This window comes from Shewanella xiamenensis (genome assembly GCF_024971755.1).
GTDB classification, from domain to species: domain Bacteria; phylum Pseudomonadota; class Gammaproteobacteria; order Enterobacterales; family Shewanellaceae; genus Shewanella; species Shewanella xiamenensis.
The window spans coordinates 400,430-423,321 of the sequence record NZ_CP079718.1 but is presented as its reverse complement, the minus strand read 5'-3'; the positions used below and the strand labels follow the sequence as shown (position 1 = coordinate 423,321).

Below are 22,892 nucleotides of genomic sequence, written 5' to 3'. Positions count from 1 at the left end.
AAAATGCCGCTGATTAAACGGCATTTTTTATGCGGTTATTTGCTCGAGTTACCCGAGCGATACAGCTCTTGCTGGTAGGCTAGGCTGCCCCACAGAGCCCAACTTAAGGCCTTTTTCTCTAGCGCCTGCGCCGCGGGCGCATAAGGCGTTAAGTGCTCAGTTTTTTCATCATATTGGAAACCTTGCGCCGCTTTCTCTGGCTGCAGGATCACCACATCCTTGCCTTCCATCAACGCAAAATTTTTGTCGTATTGCATCAGTGCACGTCCAGGCCAATCATCGCTGACCTGAGTTAAGTCACGCCCTAACATAGGGTAAGAGTCTGAAATACCAATCAAAGATAACAAGGTTGGCGGTAAGTCGATTTGACTCACGATACGGTGATCGCGTTTTGGTGCAACATTATCCCCAAGGATTAACCCAGGAATACGGAAACGCGATACTGGCACCAGATCCGCACCACCGACTCGACTGTCATGGTCAGCTACCACAATAAAGACTGTGTCCTTCCAGTAGTCGGCATTTTTGGCCAGCTTAAAGAACTCACCAATCGCATAATCGGCATATTTTGCCGCGTTATTACGGGTTTGTTTTGGTTGCTCATACAGCTCAATACGGCCATCGGGGAATTCGAATGGATCGTGGTTACTCGAGCTAAACACTAAACTAAAGAACGGTTTACCTTCGCTATGCAGACGCTCAAACTCACTATTTGCCTTACGCATTAAATCTTCATCAGAAGCACCCCAAGAGCCGACAAACGCAGGAGATTTATAATCCTTCTGATCGATAATGTCGCTAAAACCATTCCCGAGGAAGAAGCTACGCATATTGTCAAAATGGCTCTCACCACCATAGATAAATTGGGTGGTATAGCCGTGATTTTTTAACAATTCAGCGATACTGAAGAAACCCGTCTGGCTCTTGCCTAATTTCACCACCGCACGGGCTGGCGTAGGGGTAAAACCAGTCGTGACAGCTTCGATTCCGCGCACAGAGCGTGTGCCAGTGGCGTAGAGATTATCGAAATACCAGCCTTCCTGTGAGAGGGCATCGATATTCGGCGTTAACGGCAAACCGCCTAAACTCCCCACAAAACGGGCTCCCAGACTTTCTTGCAGCAAGATCACTAAATTTTTAGGCTTTCCGGTATAACTGGCTTGGTTAAAACTCAGAGAGGGAAGTTCATTTGAGGTAAACGCACTCTCAGGGCGACCGCTCTCCTGCCTAATGACCTTGATAATCTCATCTTTGTCCAAGGAGCCATACACCTTAGAAGCATCTTCCTCACTGCCCATTTGTTTGATCGCAAACACTAAAGAATAAGCGGAGTTGATCACTAAGGAGTTTACTAATGGATCATCGGCAAATGCCACCATCGCTGGGTTAATCGGTCTATGACCTAAGGTTGAACGCGCACCCAATAGGGTCAAAACGATAACCAGCACGGCTAACACCGGGCGCCAATACCAACGGGGGAAACGCAGGTTTTTACACAACTTACCGCTCAATACCCAGCCACCCCATAGGGTTGCGATACTCAGCACCACAGAAAAAATCAGCTCAAGCTTGCGTCCCGCCCACAGCATCGACAGCACTTCTTTGGGATAAATCAAATACTCCACATACAAACGATTAGGGCGAATGCCATATTCCTCAATAAAAGCGGGCGTCGACACTTCGAGGAATAAGATAGTCCAGAGGCCTATGGTTAGCCATAAACGCAGAATCCATTGCCATGCTCGGCCAATCAAATGATCGCCCGAAAATATCGCCGTACCTAAAGCAGCCACACCCCATAACCAACATAGGGTTGCAATATCGACACGAATACCTTGCAGCAACAAATGCGACCAACCGTCAACAGCGGCTACACGTTCGCCCTGCCACAGGCCTAAACTGATTCGGCTAGCGGTAGCTATAGCTAGAACTAACAGACTGAAAATAAGAATGACGCGAAAGGGCCCGTGGGCGCCCTTGCGTCCACCAGCAGATAAACCTGACTGCATGTATTACCCCAAAAACATTAAACGCACACTCAGCTTTGGAGTGTCAATTTGAAAAATTACCAGAAGTTGCTATATGACAACCGATCTGGCTTAAGGTTGCATTAAATTGCCGCCTTTATATTACCTGTCGTAGCAAACATGCAACAATTTTGTGATTGAGGGGTAAAAAATGTCGACTCGGGCACATGCTAACACCCGAGTCGCATCGAGATGACTTACTTTTTCAGCTTAGCGAAAGCATCAGCAAAGGCATTGCCCATCGCCGCATTGACAGGGGCTGGCTTGGGTGCTGACCGCCCAGACTGAGGTTGTGATGATTTGTGTTGTGACGCTTTGTGCTGATTCGGCTTGCTACCCTGATGCTTACCCTGCACTGGCGTGCGAGTTTGCGACTTACTCAGATCAATCGCCTCATCCAGACGCATACTCAGGCCAATTCGGCGGCGCTCCACATCCACTTCCATCACCTTCACTTTTACCACATCACCCGCTTTGACCACGGTATGGGGATCGGTAATAAATTTGTCGGTTAATGACGAGATATGCACTAAACCATCTTGGTGCACGCCGATATCCACAAAGGCACCAAAGTTAGTCACGTTGGTGACAACGCCTTCAAGAATCATCTCAGGTTTCAGATCCTTAAGCTCTTCAACCCCATCTTTAAACTTAGCGGTTTTAAACTCGCCACGGGGGTCGCGGCCAGGTTTATCTAGCTCGCTAAGGATGTCGGTCACTGTCGGCAGACCAAACTCAGGAGTCGTAAACTCCTGCGGTTTGATGTTGCGTAATAATTCTGAATTGCCGATAAGGCTCGCCACATCGACTTGTTTGGTCTTGGCAATCGTTTCGACCAACGAATAGGCTTCGGGGTGAACCGCTGACATATCCAATGGATTATCGCCGTCACGAATACGTAAAAAGCCTGCGGCTTGCTCAAAGGCTTTAGGGCCTAAACGCGGCACTTTTAACAGCTCTTTACGATTTTTGAAGGCGCCGTTGGCGTCGCGGTAATCCACCACGTTTTTGGCCAAGGTTTTATTTAAACCTGCAACTTGCGATAGCAAAGGCACAGATGCCATGTTTAAGTCCACGCCCACACCGTTTACGCAATCCTCGACCACGGCCTCGAGCGAGCTAGAAAGCTGGCTTTGACTCACATCGTGTTGATATTGACCAACGCCAATAGACTTAGGCTCAATCTTCACCAGTTCCGCTAATGGGTCCTGTAAACGACGGGCAATTGAGACCGCGCCGCGAATCGAAACGTCTAGCTCAGGGAATTCCAGCGCCGCCAGCTCTGATGCGGAATACACCGAGGCGCCCGCCTCGCTCACCATCACTTTGGTCAGCTGTGGTTGGCTATCCTTGAGGCTGGCGATCAACTCAGCCGCTAATTTATCGGTTTCACGGGAGGCGGTGCCGTTACCAATCGCGATTAACTCTACCTTATGCATTTGCACTAAGTTGGCGAGGGTACGAATCGACTTGTCCCATAAATTCTGTGGTGCATGGGGGAAAATCGTGGTGTGTGCCACCAACTTACCCGTGTTATCCACCACGGCGACTTTAACGCCAGTACGTAGACCTGGGTCTAGGCCCATGGTTGCCTTGGCGCCCGCTGGCGCGGCCATCAGCAAATCACCCAAGTTACGGGCAAATACGTTAATGGCTTCCGCTTCGGCGCGCTCACGCATTTGCGAGATAAACTCGGTTTCCATTTGCAGGGCAATTTTAATTCGCCACGTGGCAGTAACGACCGTTTTGAGCCACTGATCCACACTGCTATCGCCCAGCTTTAAGCCTAAATGCTCACTAATAATGACTTCGCAGTAACTGCCTTGACCCGCCTCTGCGCCAGGATCGGCATTCATCGATAACGACAGGAAGCCTTCATTACGGCCACGGAGCATAGCTAAGGCGCGGTGAGATGGCACTTTGGCCAAAGGTTCGTTGTGCTCGAAATAATCGCGAAACTTCGCGCCTTCCTTCTCTTTGCCGGCAATAACACGGCTCTCTAACACACTGTTTTGGCTTAAATGTTCGCGAACTTTACGCAGTAATTCCGCATCTTCGGCGTAACGCTCCATCAGAATGTAACGGGCGCCTTCCAATACCGCTTTGGTGTCGGCAAAACCCGCTTCCAGATTCAGATAACCCGCAGCCAATGCTTCAATATCGGCATTGCGATCCGCTAACAAGGTTTCGACCAGCGGCTCTAATCCCGCTTCAATGGCAATTTGGCCCTTAGTGCGGCGCTTAGGTTTGAAGGGAAGATACAGATCCTCGAGACGCGTTTTACTATCGGCGCCTTCGATTTCCCGTTGCAGCTCAGGCGTTAACTTACCCTGCGCTTGAATGCTGGATAAAATCACCTGACGTCTGTCATTTAACTCACGCAAATAACCTAAACGGCTGTACAGCGTGCGTAACTGGGTGTCGTCTAAACCACCAGTCGCCTCTTTACGATAACGGGCGACGAAGGGAACAGTGGCACCATTGTCGAGCAAATCTATGGTGGCAGTGACTTGATGCTCACGAACATTGAGTTCCTGAGCAATAATTTGGGCAATAGTCTGCATAAATAAAGTATCGTGCCTAACGGTTTGATTAATCCTAATTGCGCCCAAGATACCACAGGCGCAGTCGTTGTTTCATATGATGCGAGCGATTTGCCGCTGAAAATCGCCGAGAGTTTGATCTCGCGAGGTTTATTCCCCCTCGTCCGCGAGCGACGAGTCAAGCAAGGTGTCGAACGGCGTATAACGGATTTCGTTGATATACCATGTCTTTGGGCCAGAGGGCGTTTGCACCACCACTTCATCATCAACTTGTTTGCCAATAAGCGCCCGCGCCATGGGGGAATCAATAGTGATATAACCCAGTTTAGTATCGAGCTCATCTTTACCGACAATCCGATAACGCACCCGCTCACCCGCGTCGTTTTCAAGCTCAAACCAAGCACCAAAGTAAATTTTGCCTTCCTGCTGCGGAGAATAGTCGACAATTTTGAGTTCTTCGAGACGCTTAACCAAATAGCGAACACGACTATCTATCTGACGCAAAAGCCTTTTATTATAAGTGTAATCCGCATTTTCACTTCGATCGCCCTGCGCGGCGGCCTCTTGCACTTTGAGGGTGATCTGCGGGCGATATTCCTTCCACAGGTATTTTAATTCTTTATCTAAGGTCATCCAGCCTTGGCGGGTGATCAAATGCGCTTTCATGTTAAGACTCTATAGTTAACTAACAACGAGCATAATTTTAAACAGGCATGGCACTGATGATACTCAGAGTCGACGCCAAAGTTAAGGACTAGCAAAAAGCACCGCTGCCAGAAATGCCAATTTAGTTACAATTTCATATGTATAGTGAATATATTCAACGATTCCCATGCAATTTCATTTGCTTAGTATTAACATGAGTTGGCAATTTGTCGCATTCGACCGTGGTTGGCTTACATCATGAGCTAGTCGCTCAGATTGAATCCAGCTATATTAAGCGCATTCTTGGCAGATTCGTTTTCAATTTCAGCCAGTTAATCTTTGTTGTATGACGGCATAAAAAATAAAAGCAATAATCCGAGCAATTTAAGGACATCCCATGGGACAAGAAACCTCGAAAATCCTCGTTGTCGATGATGATATGCGCCTACGAGCACTACTCGAGCGTTACCTGATGGAGCAAGGCTATCAGGTACGCAGTGCGGCCAATGCTGAGCAGATGGACCGTTTACTGGAGCGAGAAAACTTTCATTTGATTGTGCTCGATCTGATGTTGCCCGGGGAAGATGGCTTATCTATCTGCCGTCGTCTGCGCCAACAGGGCAGCACCATTCCGATTGTGATGCTCACCGCCAAAGGCGATGAAGTCGACCGCATTATCGGCTTAGAACTCGGTGCCGATGATTATCTGCCAAAACCTTTTAATCCGCGTGAATTGTTGGCGCGGATTAAAGCGGTGATGCGCCGCCAAATACAGGATGTGCCCGGCGCGCCCGCGCAGCAAGAAGCCGAAATTAGCTTTGGCGAGTTTTCACTCGACCTAGCTACCCGTGAGATGTACCACGGTGATGAAGCCATCGCGCTGACCAGTGGCGAATTTGCGGTATTAAAAGTGTTAGTCACCCATCCACGGGAACCGTTATCGCGGGACAAACTGATGAACCTCGCCCGTGGTCGTGATTATTCGGCGCTCGAGCGCTCGATTGACGTGCAGGTATCGCGTCTACGGCGCTTAATTGAAAAAGACCCCGCTAATCCGCGCTACATTCAAACCGTGTGGGGATTAGGCTATGTATTTGTACCCGACGGTGCCGCCCGTCGATGAGCTGCTTTTGGCCTGTTGTTGACGCTTTTTTGGCACGACTATGAAACTTAAGTGGTGGCAGCGACTCCTTCCGCGCAGCGCCTTTAGTCAAACGGTACTGCTGATTGGTTGTTTGCTGCTGATCAATCAGCTGGTGTCCTATGTCACTGTCGCAGTGTATGTGTTAAAACCCAGCTATCAACAAATCAACCAGTTAATCGCCCGTCAAATCAATCTGTTATTTGTCGATGGTGTCGATATCGGCCGCGAGCATTTAACCATAGTCGATGCACTCAATGCCAAAGTCCGCGACGATGGCATGAAGGTGTATAACCAACAGCAAGCCCGTGAAGCGGGCATCGAACAAGCCACCTACTACGGTTTTTGGTCATCACAGATGTCGGAATATCTCGGTGGCGATGCCGAAGTCCGTGTCACCCACGGCAGTGTTTTGCAAATTTGGATCCGCCCACCGCAGGCGCCGTCTGTGTGGATTAAAGTGCCGCTGATTGGGCAAAATGTTTCCGACTTGTCGCCACTGACCTTGTACTTGATGGTGATCGGCGCACTCAGTGTTGCCGGCGGATGGTGGTTTGCTCGCCAGCAAAACAGACCATTAAGGCGCTTACAAAAAGCCGCGATCTCGGTGTCCCGTGGCGAGTTTCCCGATCCTTTGCCGCTTAAAGGCTCCAGCGAACTGGTGGAAGTGACCAACGCCTTTAACCAGATGGCCCATAGCATGAAGCAGCTAGAGCAAGATCGTGCACTGTTGATGGCGGGAATTTCCCACGATTTGCGCACGCCGCTGACCCGCATCCGCCTTGCCTCTGAGATGATGGTTGAAGAAGATCAATATCTTAAAGACGGTATCGTCAACGATATTGAAGATATGGATGCCATTATCAGCCAATTTATTGCCTATATTCGCCAAGATCAGGAAGCCAGCCGCGAGCCCGGGCAAATCAATAAACTCATTCAAGATATTGCCCAAGCCGAAGCCAACCGCGACGGTGAAATTGAAGTCGTGCTGAGCGATTGCCCCGAGGCCTTATTTCAAGGGCTGGCGATTAAGCGGGTGTTGAGCAACTTAGTTGAAAACGCCTTTCGTTATGGCTCCGGCTGGGTGCGGATAAGCTCGCAATTTGATGGCAAACGCATCGGCTTTAGCGTTGAAGATAATGGCCCAGGGATAGATGAATCACAAATTCCTACACTCTTCCAACCTTTTACCCAAGGTGATATTGCCCGTGGCAGTGTCGGCTCAGGGCTTGGGCTCGCCATCATCAAACGGATTATCGACCGCCACCAAGGCCAAATTACCCTCTCGAATCGCGCCGCAGGCGGTTTAAAAGCCCAAGTTTGGCTACCGCTAGAATAATCCCAAAATCATAATGACAACGCTGACATTTGATTGGTTCTGTCATATTTATGTCACGCGAAATTCATAAACTTTAGGCAGTTAACTTACCTTAAGTTTCCAATGAAGATTGCATCATGAAGATTTCGACCTTGTCACGTACTGCTTCAGCGCTGTTGTTATTGCTTGCGGGATTATTAGCAGCAGTAGTACTTTGGAGTAGCGATCAAAGACAGCAGATTGAGCAACAAACCCAAGTACTCCAAGGCCTGCAACAGGACTTTCTCGTAGGTGTGCGCCGCGATCTTGATGGCTATTTAACCAGCGGCAACGCGACCCAACTCGAAGAAGCCAAAGCCAAGCTGAGCAAAATCAAAAACCAACTCAGCGAACTCAACCTTGCCGCATCAGGTAATGCCGATGAGGAATTACAGGCCGGCCTGAATCAATTCATTCAAGACTTAGACACTAAATACCGCGCGGCGGGCAAACTCGCAGGTAACCCAAGACAACTGCTGGCCCACGCCGAATCCGAAATGCTCGACTATAACCGTAGGCTTGGTAGCTATGCCGACAAAGGCTTAGCCGTTAATGCAGCAATAGCCGAGCAATATTTGCAATTAAGCCGTGACTTTCCCAGCATTGTTTATCAACTGTCGCAGCTTACCGATGGCTATCTCATTGATAAAAATCAGCAACTTAAGAATATTCTCGACAGCACCAGTAAAGCGCTTAACCAATGGCGCGATCAACTCAACACCCTGCCATTAATCGGCGTATATGAACAACAGGAAGCCGATGAATTTGCCCTCGGCGCAAGTGAGCCAGAGCAAATTGAAGTGGGCGAAAATGATCGCAACGAGCTGTTAAGCCTTGCCAATCGATACAATAAAGAAGTCGCCAACACCCACCAATTGCTGCAAGCCAATCAGGAGATGCAAGCGCAATTAATTCAAGCGATTGGCAGAGTTGAACAGCAGCTCATTGCCCTCGGTGAAGCACAGGCCGCCAAAAACCAACAGCTCAAATATGAGTTACAAGTCATTCTTTATGCGATGGTTTCGATTATGGCGCTGTTTGCTATCGGCTATTTAATCCTGCAACAGAACCGCGTGGTTAACCCCCTCAAACGCCTCAATCAAGCCTTTATGCAATTAAGCGAGTCCAACAGCCGTGAACGTTTGGACATCAATCGCCGCTGCGAAACTGGCCAAATTGCAGGGCATTTTAATCAGCTACTGCATCGCTTTGAACAGGAAGATGAACTGCAGCGCCAACAAATGACTAAGGTTTCTCAATCCTTAAGTCAGCTGGTCGCGCGCATTACTCAACTGTCGCAGCACACCGAACACACTCAGACCATAGTCGCCGACACGCAGTCGCAAACCGAGCATATCCGTAGCCTCGCCAATGAGGTCAGCCATACCTCAGCACTGGTTGAACAAAGCGCAGCCGAAACCATGCGCCAAATGCAGTCGAGCCAAACTGAGGCCGAAGCGGTACTGAGTGCCACAGAGCAAACCCAAACGGCGGTTGGCCTTTGCCATGCCTCGCTCGAAAGCCTGAATAACTCAGTGGCAGATGTGGCAAAAATCATTGATGTAATTGGCAATATCGCCGAGCAAACTAATTTACTGGCACTTAATGCCGCCATTGAAGCCGCCCGCGCAGGCGAGCAAGGTCGCGGTTTTGCCGTGGTCGCCGATGAGGTGCGCAGCCTTAGCCAACGTACTCAGGTGTCGTTAAATGAAATTGTGAAAATCCTGCATCAGCTCACCCAATCTAACCTTGCTCTCGGCGAGAGTGTCGATGGCATTGCCCAAGCGACCGATAGCCAAAAACAGCGGGCACAGAGCCTATGGCAAATGGCACAAACCGTACAAAATCAAGCGAGTGAAATGGCCAATACCGCCAAACAAGGCTCGCTCAACGCCAAGGAACAGGTGGATTACCTCGATGAATTTGTTCGCAGCATGGATAACCTGAAAGACCAAGCGCAAACCAGTTCGCAGCAGAGCGAAGTCATCGCCCAAGAAGTGCAGCAAAGCGTGGAAAATATCGAAACCAGTTTAGGTATTGCCGACAGTCGTGTCGTGCCAATGCGCGCGGCTTAAGCTTAAGCACATAAAAATGGCAGCAAGAGATCAATCTCGCTGCCATTTGCAGGGGTCGTTAACAGGCATTAGTCGTCAATGCGACAACTGTGGATTTGCATGCCATCAAACTGACATTCCACATTAACCCATTTACCATCAAAGGTTGCTAATGAGGCATCACTAGCATGGTAACCCCACAGACTGTTCTGGCTCACCTTTCCGGTTAACTCCAGTTCATTACTCTGCTGTTCAAGATCAATTTCCTTCACTAGCCATTGGCCATCGGCTAATTCAACACCTTCAATTTGCAGCCATTTTTGATCAAGGGTTGCAAGGGTTAAGCCATCATCAAACTGGGTTCTCGCGTCGATAATAAAGGTAAAGCCATTGATTTGTAGCTGGTTATTGCTATCGAGCGTAGCTCGCCCTTCAAGCTCAAACTTGTTACCTAAATCGGGTAATGGGCCACCCGCATCTGAACTTTCAAAGTCGACCTCTTTGGCCCACAGGCCCTGCGCAGTAGATTGAATATCCACCTCTAGGCGCTTACCTTCCAGCAAATTGGTGCGATTACCATCTTCAAATTGAGTCTGTTCAGTCACATAGAGTCGTGTGCGGCTATTAAGCTCAAACTGGCTCTTGTCTTGGTTAACCCAAGTTACTGTGCCCTCTAACTCCATCTCGTTGAATGTCGGCACATCACTCGCATCTTCTACGTCGACTTCATGGGCCTTAAATACGGCGCCATCCTGTTGACCTTCAACCTCAACCCACACACCTTCGGCTAACTGCCCTTCTAACTCGGCATTGGCGTAATCGATCAAGGCTGAGCCTAGGCGGAATTGCTGCATAACTGGATCAAGCTCTGTTACTCGACCTTCAATTTCAGCAATTGCGAGATTAGGGAAAAGGTTAATCGACTCTACCTGCCATTGTCCGACCACTGTGGGGTAGCCATTTACCGCTACCCAATCGCCCTTTTTATATTGGCTAGCTGATGCAACGGCTAACTGTATGCTATTGACCGTAATATTATTTTGATTGATGGCACTGATTTCACCAACCAGCGCAGGATCGACCTCAACCGTTTTAGCCTGCTGACCTTGGTTAACCAAATCTAGGCGCATCCCCACTTGAATTGCTTTGGCATCCAGTGGTTGTTGTTGATAACGAATGTCTGCATTGGCGATATTAATCTTGTATCCATTCACAGTGATCTGTTGATGGTCTGCGGACACTTGAGTCACAGTCCCCATCACTTTAGCGGGTAAATTCGCGGGAGGTGGCGTCACATCCGTTGATGAACCGTCGCCACCACAAGCGGTTAATAGTAATGCGCTAATACCTACTAAGTGCTTATTCATTTTTTTCTCCCTTATTTACCTTGTTAAATCAACGGCTGGCATCTTAGTATGGGAAACGTCAAGCAAACGTGAAGAAATGAAGATAACGAATGAAAGTATTAATTGTTGATGACAATCATGATGTTATAGAAACAATCATGGACTATTTAACCCTCGAAGGCATTATTGCTGACTGCGCCTATCACGGTGAAAGCGCCATCAATTTAATACAGCAAAACCATTATGACGTGATCATTATGGATATTATGATGCCCAAATTAGACGGTATTCATACGGTCAAAAAACTGCGCGAAGAGCTGTTTTGTAATACGCCGATTTTGTTTTTAACCGCCAGAGATAGCCTGCAGGACAAAATTGACTCCTTTACCTCGGGCGGTGATGACTTTTTAAATAAACCCTTCGCCATGGAAGAACTATGCCTGCGTCTACGGTCACTGCATAACCGCGGGCCGCGTTTAGATGTAGGTATATTGCGCTTTGGTGAAATCAGCTTAAATGTCGCAACGCAGCAAGTATGCCGCGCGGGTAAGGAAATCAAGCTGAGTAAAATCCAACGCACGATTTTGACGCTACTGCTCAAACATGCCCCCGCTATTGTGAGTAAAGAACAAGTTATCGATGCAGTTTGGGGTGACGAAGCCCCCTGTAGTGACGCGCTTCGTAGCCATATTTACGGCCTGCGCAGTGCATTGGACAAAGGCTTTACAGATTCCAAACTAGAGACAATTCATGGCCAAGGTTACCGACTCCTCCCCTAAGCCATTACCGAGCTTATATAAAAAAATCCGCCTAACGTTTTTAGTGCTCACTAGTCTAATGTTCGCGATTTTCTGGGGTTTGATTTATATCGCCGAAGAACAAATTGAGGTCATTAGCCTTGAACACAAATTGGCGACCGAAACCCGCGAATACCAAAAAAACTATCAACGATTTGGCGATAAAGCTCAGCTCCCCGATATCCACGAACTCACCACCTATTGGAGCAAAGAGTTTGTGCCGCAATGGCTGCAAGCTTATCAACAAACGGGTTTTTATGAGCACCAATTGGGCGCCGAAGATAAGCACTTTTTGATTTCGCCGCACCCATCAGGACAAGGTTTATTGTATGTGGTGTATAAGGATGATGCGGATGACTTTCTCGATGGATATGAGGACAGGCTGCATATTTTGATATCCCTCTTCGGAGTAGGTTTACTGCTGTTCATCATGGCCTATGGCTTATATTTTGTGCGGCTACTATCGGCACCATTTTTTGAAATTGAACGCAAAATCAATGCGCTGACGCCAGAGGAGCCAAGCTTTATCCCTAGCACGCCCTACCGTGAAACCCGCCATATCGAACAAACGCTACTGGAAAATAAAGCCAAAATTGCCGCCTATTTTACTCGGGAGCAGGAGTTTAGCCGCTTTGCCTCCCATGAACTGCGCACGCCCATTATGGTGATCCAAGGCTCGACAGAATTACTTAAAAAACTGCCAAACAACGGGAACGAAGCCCAGCAGCGGATCGCTAACAAAGCCATTGCCCGCATTGATTACGCAAGCCAACAAATGAAAACCCTCACCGAAACCTTTTTGTTATTAGGTAAGGAACAGATTGAATCGCAACACTATGACCAAGTTGATTTAGCCGCACGACTTACGCAGCTATTAAGTGAAATGGCGCAGCATTTTGCCAAACACGAAATCCGCTATCAGCTCAGTGTTAACCAAAATACCGCCATTTGCGCACCGGTGAGTTTTGTGGACATAGTGATAGGCAACTTAATTAAAAATGCCTTTAACTACAGCAGTGGCGATATTGAAATCACGCTGAATAACAATCAACTAACCATAAAAAATCCGCTTAGTCCCCACAGCACCGAGCCCACGGGCTATGGCTGTGGTTTGATCATTATTGAACGGATAAGCGAGCGCATGGGGTGGCACTTTTCGGCCCAAAGTCTAGGGAATGACTATCTGGCAACTATCCAATTTATGGATAACGGCGAGCCACAACAGCATCTAAATGAATCAGCTTAAATTCTTCACAACTGCTTCACGCTCGTCTTGGCATGATACACGCCGCAGATGAGTCGCCCAGCGGCGTAAGATTAGAAAGAGGACATTTAGATGAATAAAATCACCTTAAGTATGTTAGCAATCACATTGTCATTGAGTGCCTTGTGCAGCCAAGCTGGATTTCAACCAACAACGGGCGAACCCCAATTACGTGGCGGCTTTCAAGGCCCTAGTGCACGGCAAATCATTCATGATGTCGTCAGTGCGCTCAATGCCAGCGATGACACTCAAGTGGAGTTAACCGGCCATATCATGTCTTCAATTGGCCACGATGATTATATTTTCCGTGACAGCACGGGCGAGATTAAAATCGAAATTGACGATGATCTGTGGCTCGGACATACCGTCACACCAGAAACCCAAGTCATTATTCGCGGTGAAGTGGATAAGGACTGGTCAGAAGTCACTATCGATGCCGACAGCATTCAACTCGCTCAATAACCGTATAAAAAAGCCCGAATAAAAAAGCCAGCCTCATCTAGGCTGGCTATTGTTCTCGCTCAAGCAAGCGACACATCAGCCCCATAAGTTCAGGGGCATCCGCTTAACATCTTAACTTAAAGCCGCCAACACCACTTCGGCTTTGCTCACTTCAAATGACTTAGGCGCTTCAACATTCAGTAACGTCACCACGCCGTTATCGATAATCATCGCATAACGTTGTGAGCGCACACCGCCAAAGCCTGCGGTATCCATCTCTAATCCGAGCGCCTTAGTAAAGCTGGCATCGCCATCTGCTAACATTAGTAGTTCAGACGCATTTTGCGCTTCGCCCCAAGCTTTCATCACAAAGGCATCGTTTACCGATACACAGGCAATTACATCAACGCCTTTGGCTTTAAACTGATCGGCCAGCACCACATAACCGGGCAAATGTGCTTCAGAACAGGTTGGTGTGAAAGCACCTGGCACTGCAAATAACACCACTTTTTTACCCGCAAACAGCTCAGTAACTTGATGATTTACCATGCCATCTTTTGTTAATTGGCTTAGCGTCGCCGCTGGTAATGTTTGACCTTGAGCAATCATGTCTCTCTTCCTTTAGTTAACGTAACTCGCCCATACTAGCCCGAATCCGACAGGATAAACACCGAGAGAAAAAGGGGGGATTGACCATTGTTACTTCCAACCAGATGATAGATTGATTCTTACCTTCAAATCCTCAAACTGTGACGGAACGCTACCAATATTTATAGTGAGGCTTAGTGAACCAGCATCACTAGCAAAGAAATTAAAATATCGCATACTTTTTGTTTTAGCTGGCATTTCAATTGATGAAAATGGTACAGCTCGATCACTCACATCTTGGTTTTTATAGCAATATCTTCCATTCCACTCATATTCATTAGCCCATGATGCTTCTTTAAGTTCTTGCATCCTTTTGAAATGAGCATTTAAAGGAGATTTCCTGTAAAAAAAGGTAACGCCTAAATCATTTACAATTTTAAGCTCAACTTCGGTATCAAGCTCAGCAAAATCATGTTCATTATCACTGAATAGCTCGATACTTATAGTCGAAGTTTCATGAGACTTATAACCTTTTAAATCAAACTTATGCTTTGATCCAGTCTCAAAAGGAAAATCGGGCAAAGTAAGCTCGTACGTGATAAGTGGCCAATAACCATATGATTTAAAATCTCCATCCCCCTTATATCCGCAAGACATAAGGAAAAAGCACAAAGAGAGTAATATCCATTTTTTAATCAAAGCAAACTCCATGCTTCTAAATTTAACGTCCACCAAAATAAATTAGAGAACCCAAGATAAAACAAAAACATAATGTACTTTAGATTTGCCTACAACTTACTCAGGCTAAAGTGGCTTGAATAGGGCCATTAAAAGCACTTGAGCAGCATCATAAGCAAAAAATCGACGTTTTAGGATAGGTGTACACTTTCTTCGTTTGAGATCACTTCCATGTTATGGGGCCCAACTGAATAAAATTTTCTGGAATATCAACACCGTTAGACAAAAATAGCGCTCTAATTACCTCGCGGGGCGATTGACGCCAGATCCAGAAGGCTTGCTCAAGGCGAGTACCAGGAAACTGTACAATCTTTTCAATACCTTGAAACTTCTTGCATGTTTCAATATACCTATCGCTTAAAAAATAATACTTGTTTGAAAGTATTCCTCGTTCAAAAGCATCTGCTGCTAGATAACCAAGGAGCTCCACCATTAGTTCAATATTTTCTCCACCCTCGGCGTCCATAGGCTGTTGAAGATCTGGCACGCGATTAAAGATTCTGTGAACTTCTTTATGGCAGGATAGACAAAGTGTAATGCCATTTCCCGGTTCGAACCTTGCTCCAGATAGAAAGCTTTTACGGAGAATATGATGCGCCGCCACTCGCTTAGAACTATTACACACCACGCAACGGTTGAGGTCACGGAGACGAATAAAATTACTCCACAAACGATGGCAGTACGCTGTGCTGCACCCTTTTGACACAGCATTACTTAAGCGATGCAAAGCTTTATCCAGCTGTTCAAATTCCATACATTCTCTATCCTTGAATATCTTGCTCAATACGCTCTAACGTCTCAATAATCGGCGCGTATATTTTGCGCGTCCGACACCGAAGGCGCGAAGTTACTTAACTTGTTAATGGGCATACTGCTCGATCTTCGTTATTTTACGGATCCACCAATCAATTGCTTGCTTGAGCACATCTCTACAATCTTCACCTTCATACTCTCCTGACGCAATAGGAGAATATAGGCCTTCGTCAAGTTGACCAAGATAAGTTGAACCACTAACCACACCGAATGAACCTGAGATATAACCAACTTCATACTCTTTAAGGATCAAGTTCCTTTCTTTTTCAATGAATTCGTGAAATATTAAATTATCCTGTCGATTAGCTTTAATTTCACGCCACTGCTCTTCTATCTTTACAGAAAGATCCAGAGACCTTTTTGAATCAATTTTGTTCAGAACTTGACCTACAGACCTACAAAGCGAGATAGCTGCGATCCACATTATCCTGAACTTTTGAGGATCAGATTCTGTTTCCAGCATGTCGTATGCTGAAATGACATCATCCAATACTATTCGAGCAGATAGCTGCATTATAAGTTTCCAATTAACGGCATAAAAATGGCTGAGACACTTGTTAGCTGTTTACACTAGCATAGAATTCATTTTCTATACGATATAAAAATCATTAAATTCCTCGTAAGAAAATTTTATCTCTTCTTTTTTTTGAATAATGTATAACTCATTTCATCGATTAAAAACTTATTATGATCGATTGAATCAAGAATTATTTTAATTTTATTAACACCTCCTTCCAGCTTTATTCCTAAATTCTTATACTCTCCCTTCATAAGAATTAATTGGAGTAACCTATAAATACCAAAACTTTTATTTAATAAAGGTTGAAGCGTTTGAAATCTGCTTTTAAACTCAAGTCGTAGTTCACCTAATGTCATATAATCAGAACGACGATCAAAGGCAGATAACAGAAATTCTACATATTTCAAATGAGCATTTACGTTTAATATATCTTTCACTTTTATCCCTTTCTGCTCTATGACGGCTAACATTTCTATTGTGCGTATACGCCCAATCTCACAGCTGCTCACTTAGCAAAATCACTCACAAGCTGCTGATTTAAAATTTGATTTCCACAATAGCAAAAATCATTCTGGGTAGAAAGTGCGCAAACGCATGATTTCTGCTTGTTTTGCGGTGTGCATTTTGAAATAAAAAAGCAGCGTATCGATGGATACGCTGCCATGTTAAGGTGAGACCGACTTCTTACTCTGCGTGTATAGTCAGTATGGCCTTTGATAAACTCAGTCAAATTGCACATCAAAATCAAATCTTAAATAAACTCTTCACGTTTACGCAGTACAGCCAACAGTCCTAAACCAAGCAGAGCAAAGAAAGAAATAGCGCCGCCTTCTTCGACAATAATTACCTCACCAGAGCTATCGCGGTCACGACTTTCTAGCGGCAAGGCATATAAGCCATCGGTATCATCGGCGCTAATGGTGGCGACAATATCGCTATAACCAACCTCATAGACATCGATTAATACATCGTAGTGATCCGTTTGATAGCCAGTGTAGAGGGTCGTCAGTACTTCGTAATCATCCTGAGTCGAGTCACCGTAGATGGTAAACACGTCCGTGGTGTAGTAATGCACCCAAGGGCCACCGTTACGACTGAGGTATAACTCGGCAAACAGGTCGGCGCGCTCATTAAGATATGCGCCAAACACATCCACATCGAAGGTTACGCTAAAGGTTTGATAAAACCCATCGTAATCAAAGTCTTCAAACAAACGGCTGCTGGCATCAAAAATCGCAAAGCTGTGATAAATAGGGGCGCGATAGGGATCTTCAGTGGCGGCGCTTGAACTGGGGATCGGCTGACTCGTATGTTTGGCGATCACTTGTTCGCGAGTCATGGGGGTTGCACCCATCAATTGTACTCGCTGAACATTCGAACCTTGTGCCGAGAAGGACGGTGCCAGCGATTTAACCGCAGCGGCAGTAGCTTCCGCTACACTTTGGGCGGGAGCCGACTGTTGCAATAGGCTTAAGGCTTGCTGCTCTTGCTTGACGGCTTGCTCGGCATCGGTCTTTTTCATCATACCAATACTTGCTGCACTAAAGGGCGCCAAGTTTGACTCGTCGCTCGGCTGCGCGCTCACCATTGTCGATGCCAGTAATGCACTGGCCAATACTACAGCCTTCACATAAGTCGTGGTTGCGATAACTTGTTGTTTCACTGTGTTCATCTTGAATACCCCATTGGATAATCCGCTCAAATTGGTGACATTAGAGGGCACTCAAGGTGAACATAAGCTGAACATTAAAATCTGCTGTATTTCAGAGCAACACTACTGTTCAGCCTTAATTCATCTGCTGTGGTTAACACTACTAATATGTCACAGGATATGACTCCTGATATGTAAAGAGGTTCGATGAGGATTAACTCGATAAAATCTCACGAATCACAGTGAATTTTAAAGGAATTGTGTTTACCAATTGGCTGATCTCTATGTGTTTGTTATGGTGATGAGGTATTCTTAGTCGACTCGATAAGCTATCAAGCTCGCCACTTACTTAAGATCGCCGAACCTGTACGGGTAACAGATATGAAACTTGGTTTGACACTGACCCTAGTCGCTTGTTTATGTGCCTCCTTTGGTTGCATAGCGGGCAATGATAAACACGATGATCGCAATCAATCGCGCGACCAAGGCGTTAAGAATGAGCAGCGCCGCCTTGTGGTGAATAGTCCAGACCAAGCCGTGGCTATGGCGCAGCGACAATATCGAGGAAAAGTGCTCAGCGTGCAGTCGAGCGGCTCAGGCTATAGAGTCAAAATCCTCAATAATGATGGCCAGGTTTTTTCAGTTTCGGTGGATGCCGCCACAGGACGCGTGTCGAGGAATTAATATGCGACTCTTACTCGTTGAAGACGACGTAGCACTGCAAGCCAACTTAAAACAGCACTTGCTGGATGCCCATTACAGCATTGATGCCGCCAGCGACGGTGAAGAAGGCTTGTTTCAAGCCGTTGAATATAACTATGACGCCGCCATTATCGATGTCGGTTTACCTAAACTCGACGGTATTAGCCTTATCCGCCGCATTCGCCAAAAAGAGCGCGCTTTCCCTATCTTAATTTTAACCGCGCGCGACAGCTGGCAAGATAAAGTCGAAGGCCTCGATGCCGGTGCCGATGATTATCTCACTAAACCGTTTCATCCCGAGGAATTGGTTGCCCGCCTTAAAGCACTGATCCGACGCTCGGCAGGTAAAGCAAGTCCAATCATCACTAACGGTCCCTTTAGTTTAAATACCAGTAGCTTAGAGGTGCGCAAAGGGGATGAACTCGTCACGCTAAGCGGCTCTGAATACAAACTATTTGAGATTTTTATGCTGCATCAAGGCGAAGTGAAATCTAAAACAGCACTCACCGAACATATTTATGATCAGGATTTTGACCTCGACTCTAACGTTATCGAAGTCTTTATCCGCCGTTTACGCAAAAAGCTCGACCCCGATAACCAATACAATCTAATCGAAACCCTGCGCGGCCAAGGCTATCGTTTAAGAGTCATTGCTCCTGAGCAAGGTACTGATGAGTAAACGCGCGCTTGCCTGGCAGTTGCTCAACTCCTTAAAGACTCGGCTCGTCCTTAGCGCGCTGTTGTTTATATTGGTGCTGCTGCCGCTGATTGGGGTCGCCCTCAATGACGCCTTTGCTGAACAGGTAAAGAGTGCCGCTAAAAATGAGCTAAGTGCCTATGTATATTCAGTATTAGCGGTGACTGAAGTCGAAAATAAACGGATTTTTATTCCTGAATTAGTGCTCGAGAACCGCTTTAACCTTATTCAATCAGGCCTCTATGCCATAGCCACCACCGAAGATGCGGAGCATAAACAGAGCATCGTCTGGCATTCGCAATCCTTTATGGGCATCACGCCACCAGCACAGTTCACCATTCCGCCAACGGGCCAAAGTGCCTTCGATCAAATCGACCTCGCGGGCGCGCCACACCTTATCTATAGCTTTAGTGTGAGCTTTGCCAGCCTGAATGAAAATGTGCCGGTGACTATCCATATCATTAAAGATGAACAGGAGTTTCAGCAGCAGATAGCTCAATTTAATCAACAGCTTTGGACTTGGTTACTGATCTTAATTCTCGTGATGCTGATATTTCAGCTGAGTTGGTTGATTTGGACCATTAGACCACTGGCACGCTTTACCCAAGAGCTGCACGATGTGGAACAAGGTAAATCAACCCAGCTGAGCAGCCAGTACCCCAGCGAGTTACAAGCGGTGGCGAGGCAGCTCAATATCTTGCTCAATACCGAACAAACCCAGCGTAAGCGCTACCGCAACGCCCTTGCGGATTTAGCTCATAGTCTCAAAACACCACTGGCGGTGATTAAAAGTCAGGTGGATTTAAGTGAAGCCTCGAGTGAGCAAGTGTCGAACATCAGTCGCATCATCAGCCACCAGCTTAAACGCGCCCAAACTGCGGCGGCCGCCTCATGGCATTTAGGGATTAAGGTTGATGAGGTGGCCAATAAACTGCTACGCACCTTAGCCAAGATTTATCGAGAACCGCAAATTAACCTCGGTGGCGAAATCGCTGAACAAGCGGTTTTTAAGGGCGATGAAGCCGATCTCACCGAGATTTTAGGTAACTTACTCGACAATGCCTGCAAAGCCGCTAAATCAACGGTCAAATTAACCGTCACCGGCGATGCTTATCAATTGCAACTTTGTATCGAAGATGACGGCCCAGGGATCAGCGAACCCCTACAAACGCAAATCTTTGAGCGCGGGATCCGCGCCGATTCCTATCATCAAGGTAACGGCATAGGTTTAGCGATTGTCCGCGATTTAGTGGATAGCTATAACGGTCGAATTTCTGTTTCCCGCTCAGAAAATTTAGGTGGCGCCAAGTTTACCGTTAACTTTACCCATTCTGCTTAATCTTTTATTTTCAATGCCATATATCGTTTTATTGGTAAGAAAATAAATCTACAACACGCTTTTGCCGCACAATATACTTTCAGCTTATGTTCATATTCACGCGCCTATGATGCCAATAACATCCGCAAATAGGATTATTGGAGCGAACCATGAACAGATTATATCGATGGAAATGGCTAGTGTTATCGGCGGCTTTAGTTGCTCTGCCTTTCACCGCGCCGACGCAAGCTGCGGGCGTATCCATTAGCCAAGGTTCAAGTGCTTCATTGAGCCAAGCCGAACTCGAGCAGATGCTTGCGCCTATTGCCCTCTATCCCGATAGTTTGTTGAGCCATATTTTGATCGCCTCAACCTATCCACTCGAAGTAGTACAAGCGCAACGTTGGTTGGAAGATCATCCTAAGTTGTCGACTGATCAAGTGATGTCTCGCACCGAAGACAAGGACTGGGACCCGAGTGTTAAAGCACTAATGGCTTTCCCCAATGTCTTACAGAAAATGAGCGAAGATTTGGATTGGACCCAAAGGCTTGGCGAAGCCTTCTTGGCCGATGAGGCGCAAGTGATGGACGGTATTCAATCACTCAGACAACAGGCGGATAAAGCCAACAGTTTAGCCAGTATGGAGAATATGGCGGTAACTCGCGCCAATAACCAGATCATCATCGAGCCTGTACGCCGCGAAGTGGTATATGTGCCTTATTATGACCCCCGCGTAGTTTACGGTACTTGGCGTTGGGGCGTGGCCTATCCGCCTGTATATTGGGAGTTTGGCGGCTATGTTGGCTACCCTTACCGCCCAAGCCATAGCTACTTTTACTGGTCGCCTGGGATCCATATTTCCTTTAACTACTTCTTTAGCTCATTTCATTGGCATCGCCATAAAGTCGTCGTGATAGATCACCATCACTCCCACCATTATCGTCCACGGGAAAGGTACTCGGTCAGCCATGGCGCTCAACCTTGGAAGCATAAACCCGAGCACAGACGCGGCGTGGTTTACCATAATCCCGTGGTAAAAGAACGCTACTACGCTGACAGCAAGTTCCGTGGCCGCGACTCCCACTCCAGTGGCAGCAGCCAGCACTTTACCAGCCAGTACTCGAAATCAAGGGAACACCAAAACGCACGTTATAACCGAGACAGCAAGGGCTATGATAAAAGCCATGATAAGGATAGAGGCAATAACTTAAGCCGCGACAACAACTATAGCCGCGAGCGGGCGCCCAGCTTTCAGAATACTCAAGCCGAGTTAAAAGAGCGCCGTGTGGCACCGACGAATTCGGCGCAAACCAAAAGGGAAGGTTACCAAAAAGAGCGTAACGACAATGCCCGCAATGATAATCAGGTAAGGCAAATGCAGGCTAAGGCATCGCGGGAACAAGCTAAGGATATCTCGCAAAGGCAGTATCAGAGTCGAGACCAGCAGCCGCGTAACGTCGAGACTCGCTCTCAGCCACAAAGACAGGAAACGCGCCCCGAGGTGAGACGCTCCGAACCACAACGTATGGAGCAGCCCCGTCAAGCACAGCCAAGACAAAGGGAAGAGACGAGAGTAAGGCAGGAACCCCGACAAAATATGCAAGCATCACGCAGTGTGGAGCGTAATCAAGGCCGCTCAACTCAGAGCCAAGAACGTCGCCACCGGGAATAAGCAAAGATCAAATATAGAAAAAGAGCGCGAAGATTCGCGCTCTTTTTGATAGCTCAGTCGTTAAAACTTTAAGGTCAAGGACTGGCCTTCACCCATGCCTTGCCACTCGATGGTCAACTCCATTATCTCATTGATAATATGTTCAAAGTCAGATTGTGATATCTCAGGTACGGCTAATTTACGGTTACTACAGGCCTGCTCGAGTAAATAGATAAATCCCGCATAGCTAGGCGTATCAGCAGACCATAGCAGAGATTGCAATGCTTCGACGATCGATTCGGTTTGCCAAATGTCAGTTTTATCAGCAACCGCTAAAGAAGCTTCGTTATGCTCAAGGGTGAAATTGATATCGGCACCAGCACGTATTTGCGCGAAAAAAGCGCCTTGAATCCGCAGGCGTTTTTCAACGACGTAGTGAATCATATCGTGGGGAGCAATCCCCTGCTCAGGCATCTGAGTTTGTGTGGCACTACCATCCATGCGAACACAACGTAATTGAGCGTAACGGGTCGAACCTTTAGTGAAGATAACTTGCATAGCGCTGTCCTTAATGTATCCATGTCCTATCGCCAGACTG

Annotated in this window: 21 protein-coding genes; 10 read left to right on the top strand and 11 right to left on the bottom strand. The window is 46.9% G+C overall.

The window, feature by feature from the left end; translation table 11 throughout:
* Positions 1–35: 35 nt before the first annotated feature.
* From KXJ80_RS02945 to greB, 3 genes are all read right to left on the bottom strand, one after another.
* Positions 36–2,009 carry an LTA synthase family protein gene (locus tag KXJ80_RS02945; RefSeq protein ID WP_218737779.1) on the bottom strand — a complete coding sequence of 658 codons (1,974 nt, stop codon included), beginning with the start codon at positions 2,007–2,009 and terminating at the stop codon, positions 36–38.
* 215 nt (positions 2,010–2,224) lie between these two features.
* Entirely contained in the window at positions 2,225–4,591 is a 2,367-nt protein-coding gene (locus tag KXJ80_RS02940) for a Tex family protein (protein WP_218737778.1), read from the bottom strand.
* Positions 4,592–4,720: 129 nt separating this feature from the next.
* Entirely contained in the window at positions 4,721–5,236 is a 516-nt protein-coding gene (gene greB, locus KXJ80_RS02935; RefSeq protein ID WP_037423740.1) for a transcription elongation factor GreB, read from the bottom strand.
* Between the two features lie 376 nt (positions 5,237–5,612).
* Between greB and ompR the strand changes: the two genes are divergently transcribed.
* From ompR to KXJ80_RS02920, 3 genes are all read left to right on the top strand, one after another.
* Positions 5,613–6,338 (top strand): osmolarity response regulator transcription factor OmpR, encoded by a 726-nt coding sequence (gene ompR / locus KXJ80_RS02930; RefSeq protein ID WP_037423742.1) that lies wholly within the window; start codon positions 5,613–5,615, stop codon positions 6,336–6,338.
* A gap of 40 nt (positions 6,339–6,378) precedes the next feature.
* Entirely contained in the window at positions 6,379–7,695 is a 1,317-nt protein-coding gene (envZ, locus tag KXJ80_RS02925) for a two-component system sensor histidine kinase EnvZ (protein ID WP_037427393.1), read from the top strand.
* Positions 7,696–7,811: 116 nt separating this feature from the next.
* Positions 7,812–9,788, top strand: coding sequence for a methyl-accepting chemotaxis protein (locus tag KXJ80_RS02920; protein ID WP_218737777.1), 1,977 nt, complete (start codon positions 7,812–7,814; stop codon positions 9,786–9,788).
* A gap of 68 nt (positions 9,789–9,856) precedes the next feature.
* On the opposite strand, the gene KXJ80_RS02915 is transcribed toward KXJ80_RS02920, so the two are convergent.
* Positions 9,857–11,134, bottom strand: coding sequence for a DUF5666 domain-containing protein (locus KXJ80_RS02915; RefSeq protein WP_218737776.1), 1,278 nt, complete (start codon positions 11,132–11,134; stop codon positions 9,857–9,859).
* Positions 11,135–11,223: 89 nt separating this feature from the next.
* Between KXJ80_RS02915 and KXJ80_RS02910 the strand changes: the two genes are divergently transcribed.
* From KXJ80_RS02910 to KXJ80_RS02900, 3 genes are all read left to right on the top strand, one after another.
* Entirely contained in the window at positions 11,224–11,892 is a 669-nt protein-coding gene (locus KXJ80_RS02910; RefSeq protein WP_218737775.1) for a response regulator transcription factor, read from the top strand.
* Positions 11,864–13,156 carry a sensor histidine kinase gene (locus KXJ80_RS02905; RefSeq protein ID WP_218737774.1) on the top strand — a complete coding sequence of 431 codons (1,293 nt, stop codon included), beginning with the start codon at positions 11,864–11,866 and terminating at the stop codon, positions 13,154–13,156. The genes KXJ80_RS02910 and KXJ80_RS02905 overlap by 29 nt, the downstream gene beginning before the upstream one ends.
* Before the next feature lie 90 nt (positions 13,157–13,246).
* Complete coding sequence (locus KXJ80_RS02900) at positions 13,247–13,636, top strand: YgiW/YdeI family stress tolerance OB fold protein (RefSeq protein WP_047535597.1); 390 nt, start codon at positions 13,247–13,249, stop codon at positions 13,634–13,636.
* Positions 13,637–13,747: 111 nt separating this feature from the next.
* On the opposite strand, the gene KXJ80_RS02895 is transcribed toward KXJ80_RS02900, so the two are convergent.
* The 6 genes from KXJ80_RS02895 to KXJ80_RS02870 form a co-directional block, all read right to left on the bottom strand.
* Entirely contained in the window at positions 13,748–14,224 is a 477-nt protein-coding gene (locus tag KXJ80_RS02895) for a peroxiredoxin (protein ID WP_218737773.1), read from the bottom strand.
* A 90-nt stretch (positions 14,225–14,314) separates the two neighbouring features.
* Positions 14,315–14,902, bottom strand: coding sequence for a hypothetical protein (locus KXJ80_RS02890; RefSeq protein ID WP_218737772.1), 588 nt, complete (start codon positions 14,900–14,902; stop codon positions 14,315–14,317).
* 202 nt (positions 14,903–15,104) lie between these two features.
* Positions 15,105–15,695, bottom strand: a complete 591-nt coding sequence (locus tag KXJ80_RS02885) for an HNH endonuclease (protein ID WP_218737771.1) — start codon at positions 15,693–15,695, stop codon at positions 15,105–15,107.
* Between the two features lie 105 nt (positions 15,696–15,800).
* Positions 15,801–16,268: a hypothetical protein gene (locus KXJ80_RS02880; RefSeq protein WP_218737770.1), complete on the bottom strand. Its 468-nt coding sequence runs from the start codon at positions 16,266–16,268 to the stop codon at positions 15,801–15,803.
* 116 nt (positions 16,269–16,384) lie between these two features.
* A complete protein-coding gene (locus KXJ80_RS02875; protein ID WP_218737769.1) occupies positions 16,385–16,711 on the bottom strand; it encodes a hypothetical protein in 327 nt (108 codons plus the stop codon).
* Between the two features lie 314 nt (positions 16,712–17,025).
* Positions 17,026–17,946 carry a choice-of-anchor H family protein gene (locus KXJ80_RS02870; RefSeq protein ID WP_218737768.1) on the bottom strand — a complete coding sequence of 307 codons (921 nt, stop codon included), beginning with the start codon at positions 17,944–17,946 and terminating at the stop codon, positions 17,026–17,028.
* A 360-nt stretch (positions 17,947–18,306) separates the two neighbouring features.
* Between KXJ80_RS02870 and KXJ80_RS02865 the strand changes: the two genes are divergently transcribed.
* From KXJ80_RS02865 to KXJ80_RS02850, 4 genes are all read left to right on the top strand, one after another.
* A complete protein-coding gene (locus KXJ80_RS02865) occupies positions 18,307–18,609 on the top strand; it encodes a PepSY domain-containing protein (protein WP_037423775.1) in 303 nt (100 codons plus the stop codon).
* A gap of 1 nt (position 18,610) precedes the next feature.
* On the top strand, positions 18,611–19,306 hold the full coding sequence (locus KXJ80_RS02860) for a response regulator transcription factor (RefSeq protein ID WP_218737767.1): 696 nt from the start codon (positions 18,611–18,613) through the stop codon (positions 19,304–19,306).
* Positions 19,299–20,663 (top strand): ATP-binding protein, encoded by a 1,365-nt coding sequence (locus tag KXJ80_RS02855; RefSeq protein WP_218737766.1) that lies wholly within the window; start codon positions 19,299–19,301, stop codon positions 20,661–20,663. The genes KXJ80_RS02860 and KXJ80_RS02855 overlap by 8 nt, the downstream gene beginning before the upstream one ends.
* A 149-nt stretch (positions 20,664–20,812) precedes the next feature.
* The gene (locus tag KXJ80_RS02850) at positions 20,813–22,315 is read left to right on the top strand and encodes a DUF3300 domain-containing protein (protein ID WP_218737765.1); all 1,503 of its coding nucleotides are present in this window, start codon (positions 20,813–20,815) and stop codon (positions 22,313–22,315) included.
* A gap of 60 nt (positions 22,316–22,375) precedes the next feature.
* Here KXJ80_RS02850 and KXJ80_RS02845 read toward each other — a convergent pair whose 3' ends face one another.
* Positions 22,376–22,852: a hypothetical protein gene (locus KXJ80_RS02845; RefSeq protein WP_037423787.1), complete on the bottom strand. Its 477-nt coding sequence runs from the start codon at positions 22,850–22,852 to the stop codon at positions 22,376–22,378.
* Between the last annotated feature and the right edge of the window lie 40 nt (positions 22,853–22,892).

Bases quoted from the DNA above. Each gene is read 5' to 3' on its own strand.
- KXJ80_RS02945 (WP_218737779.1), bottom strand. From the start codon at position 2,009: ATGCAGTCAGGTTTATCTGCTGGTGGACGCAAGGGCGCCCACGGGCCC.
- KXJ80_RS02940 (WP_218737778.1), bottom strand. From the start codon at position 4,591: ATGCAGACTATTGCCCAAATTATTGCTCAGGAACTCAATGTTCGTGAG.
- greB (WP_037423740.1), bottom strand. From the start codon at position 5,236: ATGAAAGCGCATTTGATCACCCGCCAAGGCTGGATGACCTTAGATAAA.
- ompR (WP_037423742.1), top strand. From the start codon at position 5,613: ATGGGACAAGAAACCTCGAAAATCCTCGTTGTCGATGATGATATGCGC.
- envZ (WP_037427393.1), top strand. From the start codon at position 6,379: ATGAAACTTAAGTGGTGGCAGCGACTCCTTCCGCGCAGCGCCTTTAGT.
- KXJ80_RS02920 (WP_218737777.1), top strand. From the start codon at position 7,812: ATGAAGATTTCGACCTTGTCACGTACTGCTTCAGCGCTGTTGTTATTG.
- KXJ80_RS02915 (WP_218737776.1), bottom strand. From the start codon at position 11,134: ATGAATAAGCACTTAGTAGGTATTAGCGCATTACTATTAACCGCTTGT.
- KXJ80_RS02910 (WP_218737775.1), top strand. From the start codon at position 11,224: ATGAAAGTATTAATTGTTGATGACAATCATGATGTTATAGAAACAATC.
- KXJ80_RS02905 (WP_218737774.1), top strand. From the start codon at position 11,864: ATGGCCAAGGTTACCGACTCCTCCCCTAAGCCATTACCGAGCTTATAT.
- KXJ80_RS02900 (WP_047535597.1), top strand. From the start codon at position 13,247: ATGAATAAAATCACCTTAAGTATGTTAGCAATCACATTGTCATTGAGT.
- KXJ80_RS02895 (WP_218737773.1), bottom strand. From the start codon at position 14,224: ATGATTGCTCAAGGTCAAACATTACCAGCGGCGACGCTAAGCCAATTA.
- KXJ80_RS02885 (WP_218737771.1), bottom strand. From the start codon at position 15,695: ATGGAATTTGAACAGCTGGATAAAGCTTTGCATCGCTTAAGTAATGCT.
- KXJ80_RS02880 (WP_218737770.1), bottom strand. From the start codon at position 16,268: ATGCAGCTATCTGCTCGAATAGTATTGGATGATGTCATTTCAGCATAC.
- KXJ80_RS02870 (WP_218737768.1), bottom strand. From the start codon at position 17,946: ATGAACACAGTGAAACAACAAGTTATCGCAACCACGACTTATGTGAAG.
- KXJ80_RS02865 (WP_037423775.1), top strand. From the start codon at position 18,307: ATGAAACTTGGTTTGACACTGACCCTAGTCGCTTGTTTATGTGCCTCC.
- KXJ80_RS02860 (WP_218737767.1), top strand. From the start codon at position 18,611: ATGCGACTCTTACTCGTTGAAGACGACGTAGCACTGCAAGCCAACTTA.
- KXJ80_RS02855 (WP_218737766.1), top strand. From the start codon at position 19,299: ATGAGTAAACGCGCGCTTGCCTGGCAGTTGCTCAACTCCTTAAAGACT.
- KXJ80_RS02850 (WP_218737765.1), top strand. From the start codon at position 20,813: ATGAACAGATTATATCGATGGAAATGGCTAGTGTTATCGGCGGCTTTA.
- KXJ80_RS02845 (WP_037423787.1), bottom strand. From the start codon at position 22,852: ATGCAAGTTATCTTCACTAAAGGTTCGACCCGTTACGCTCAATTACGT.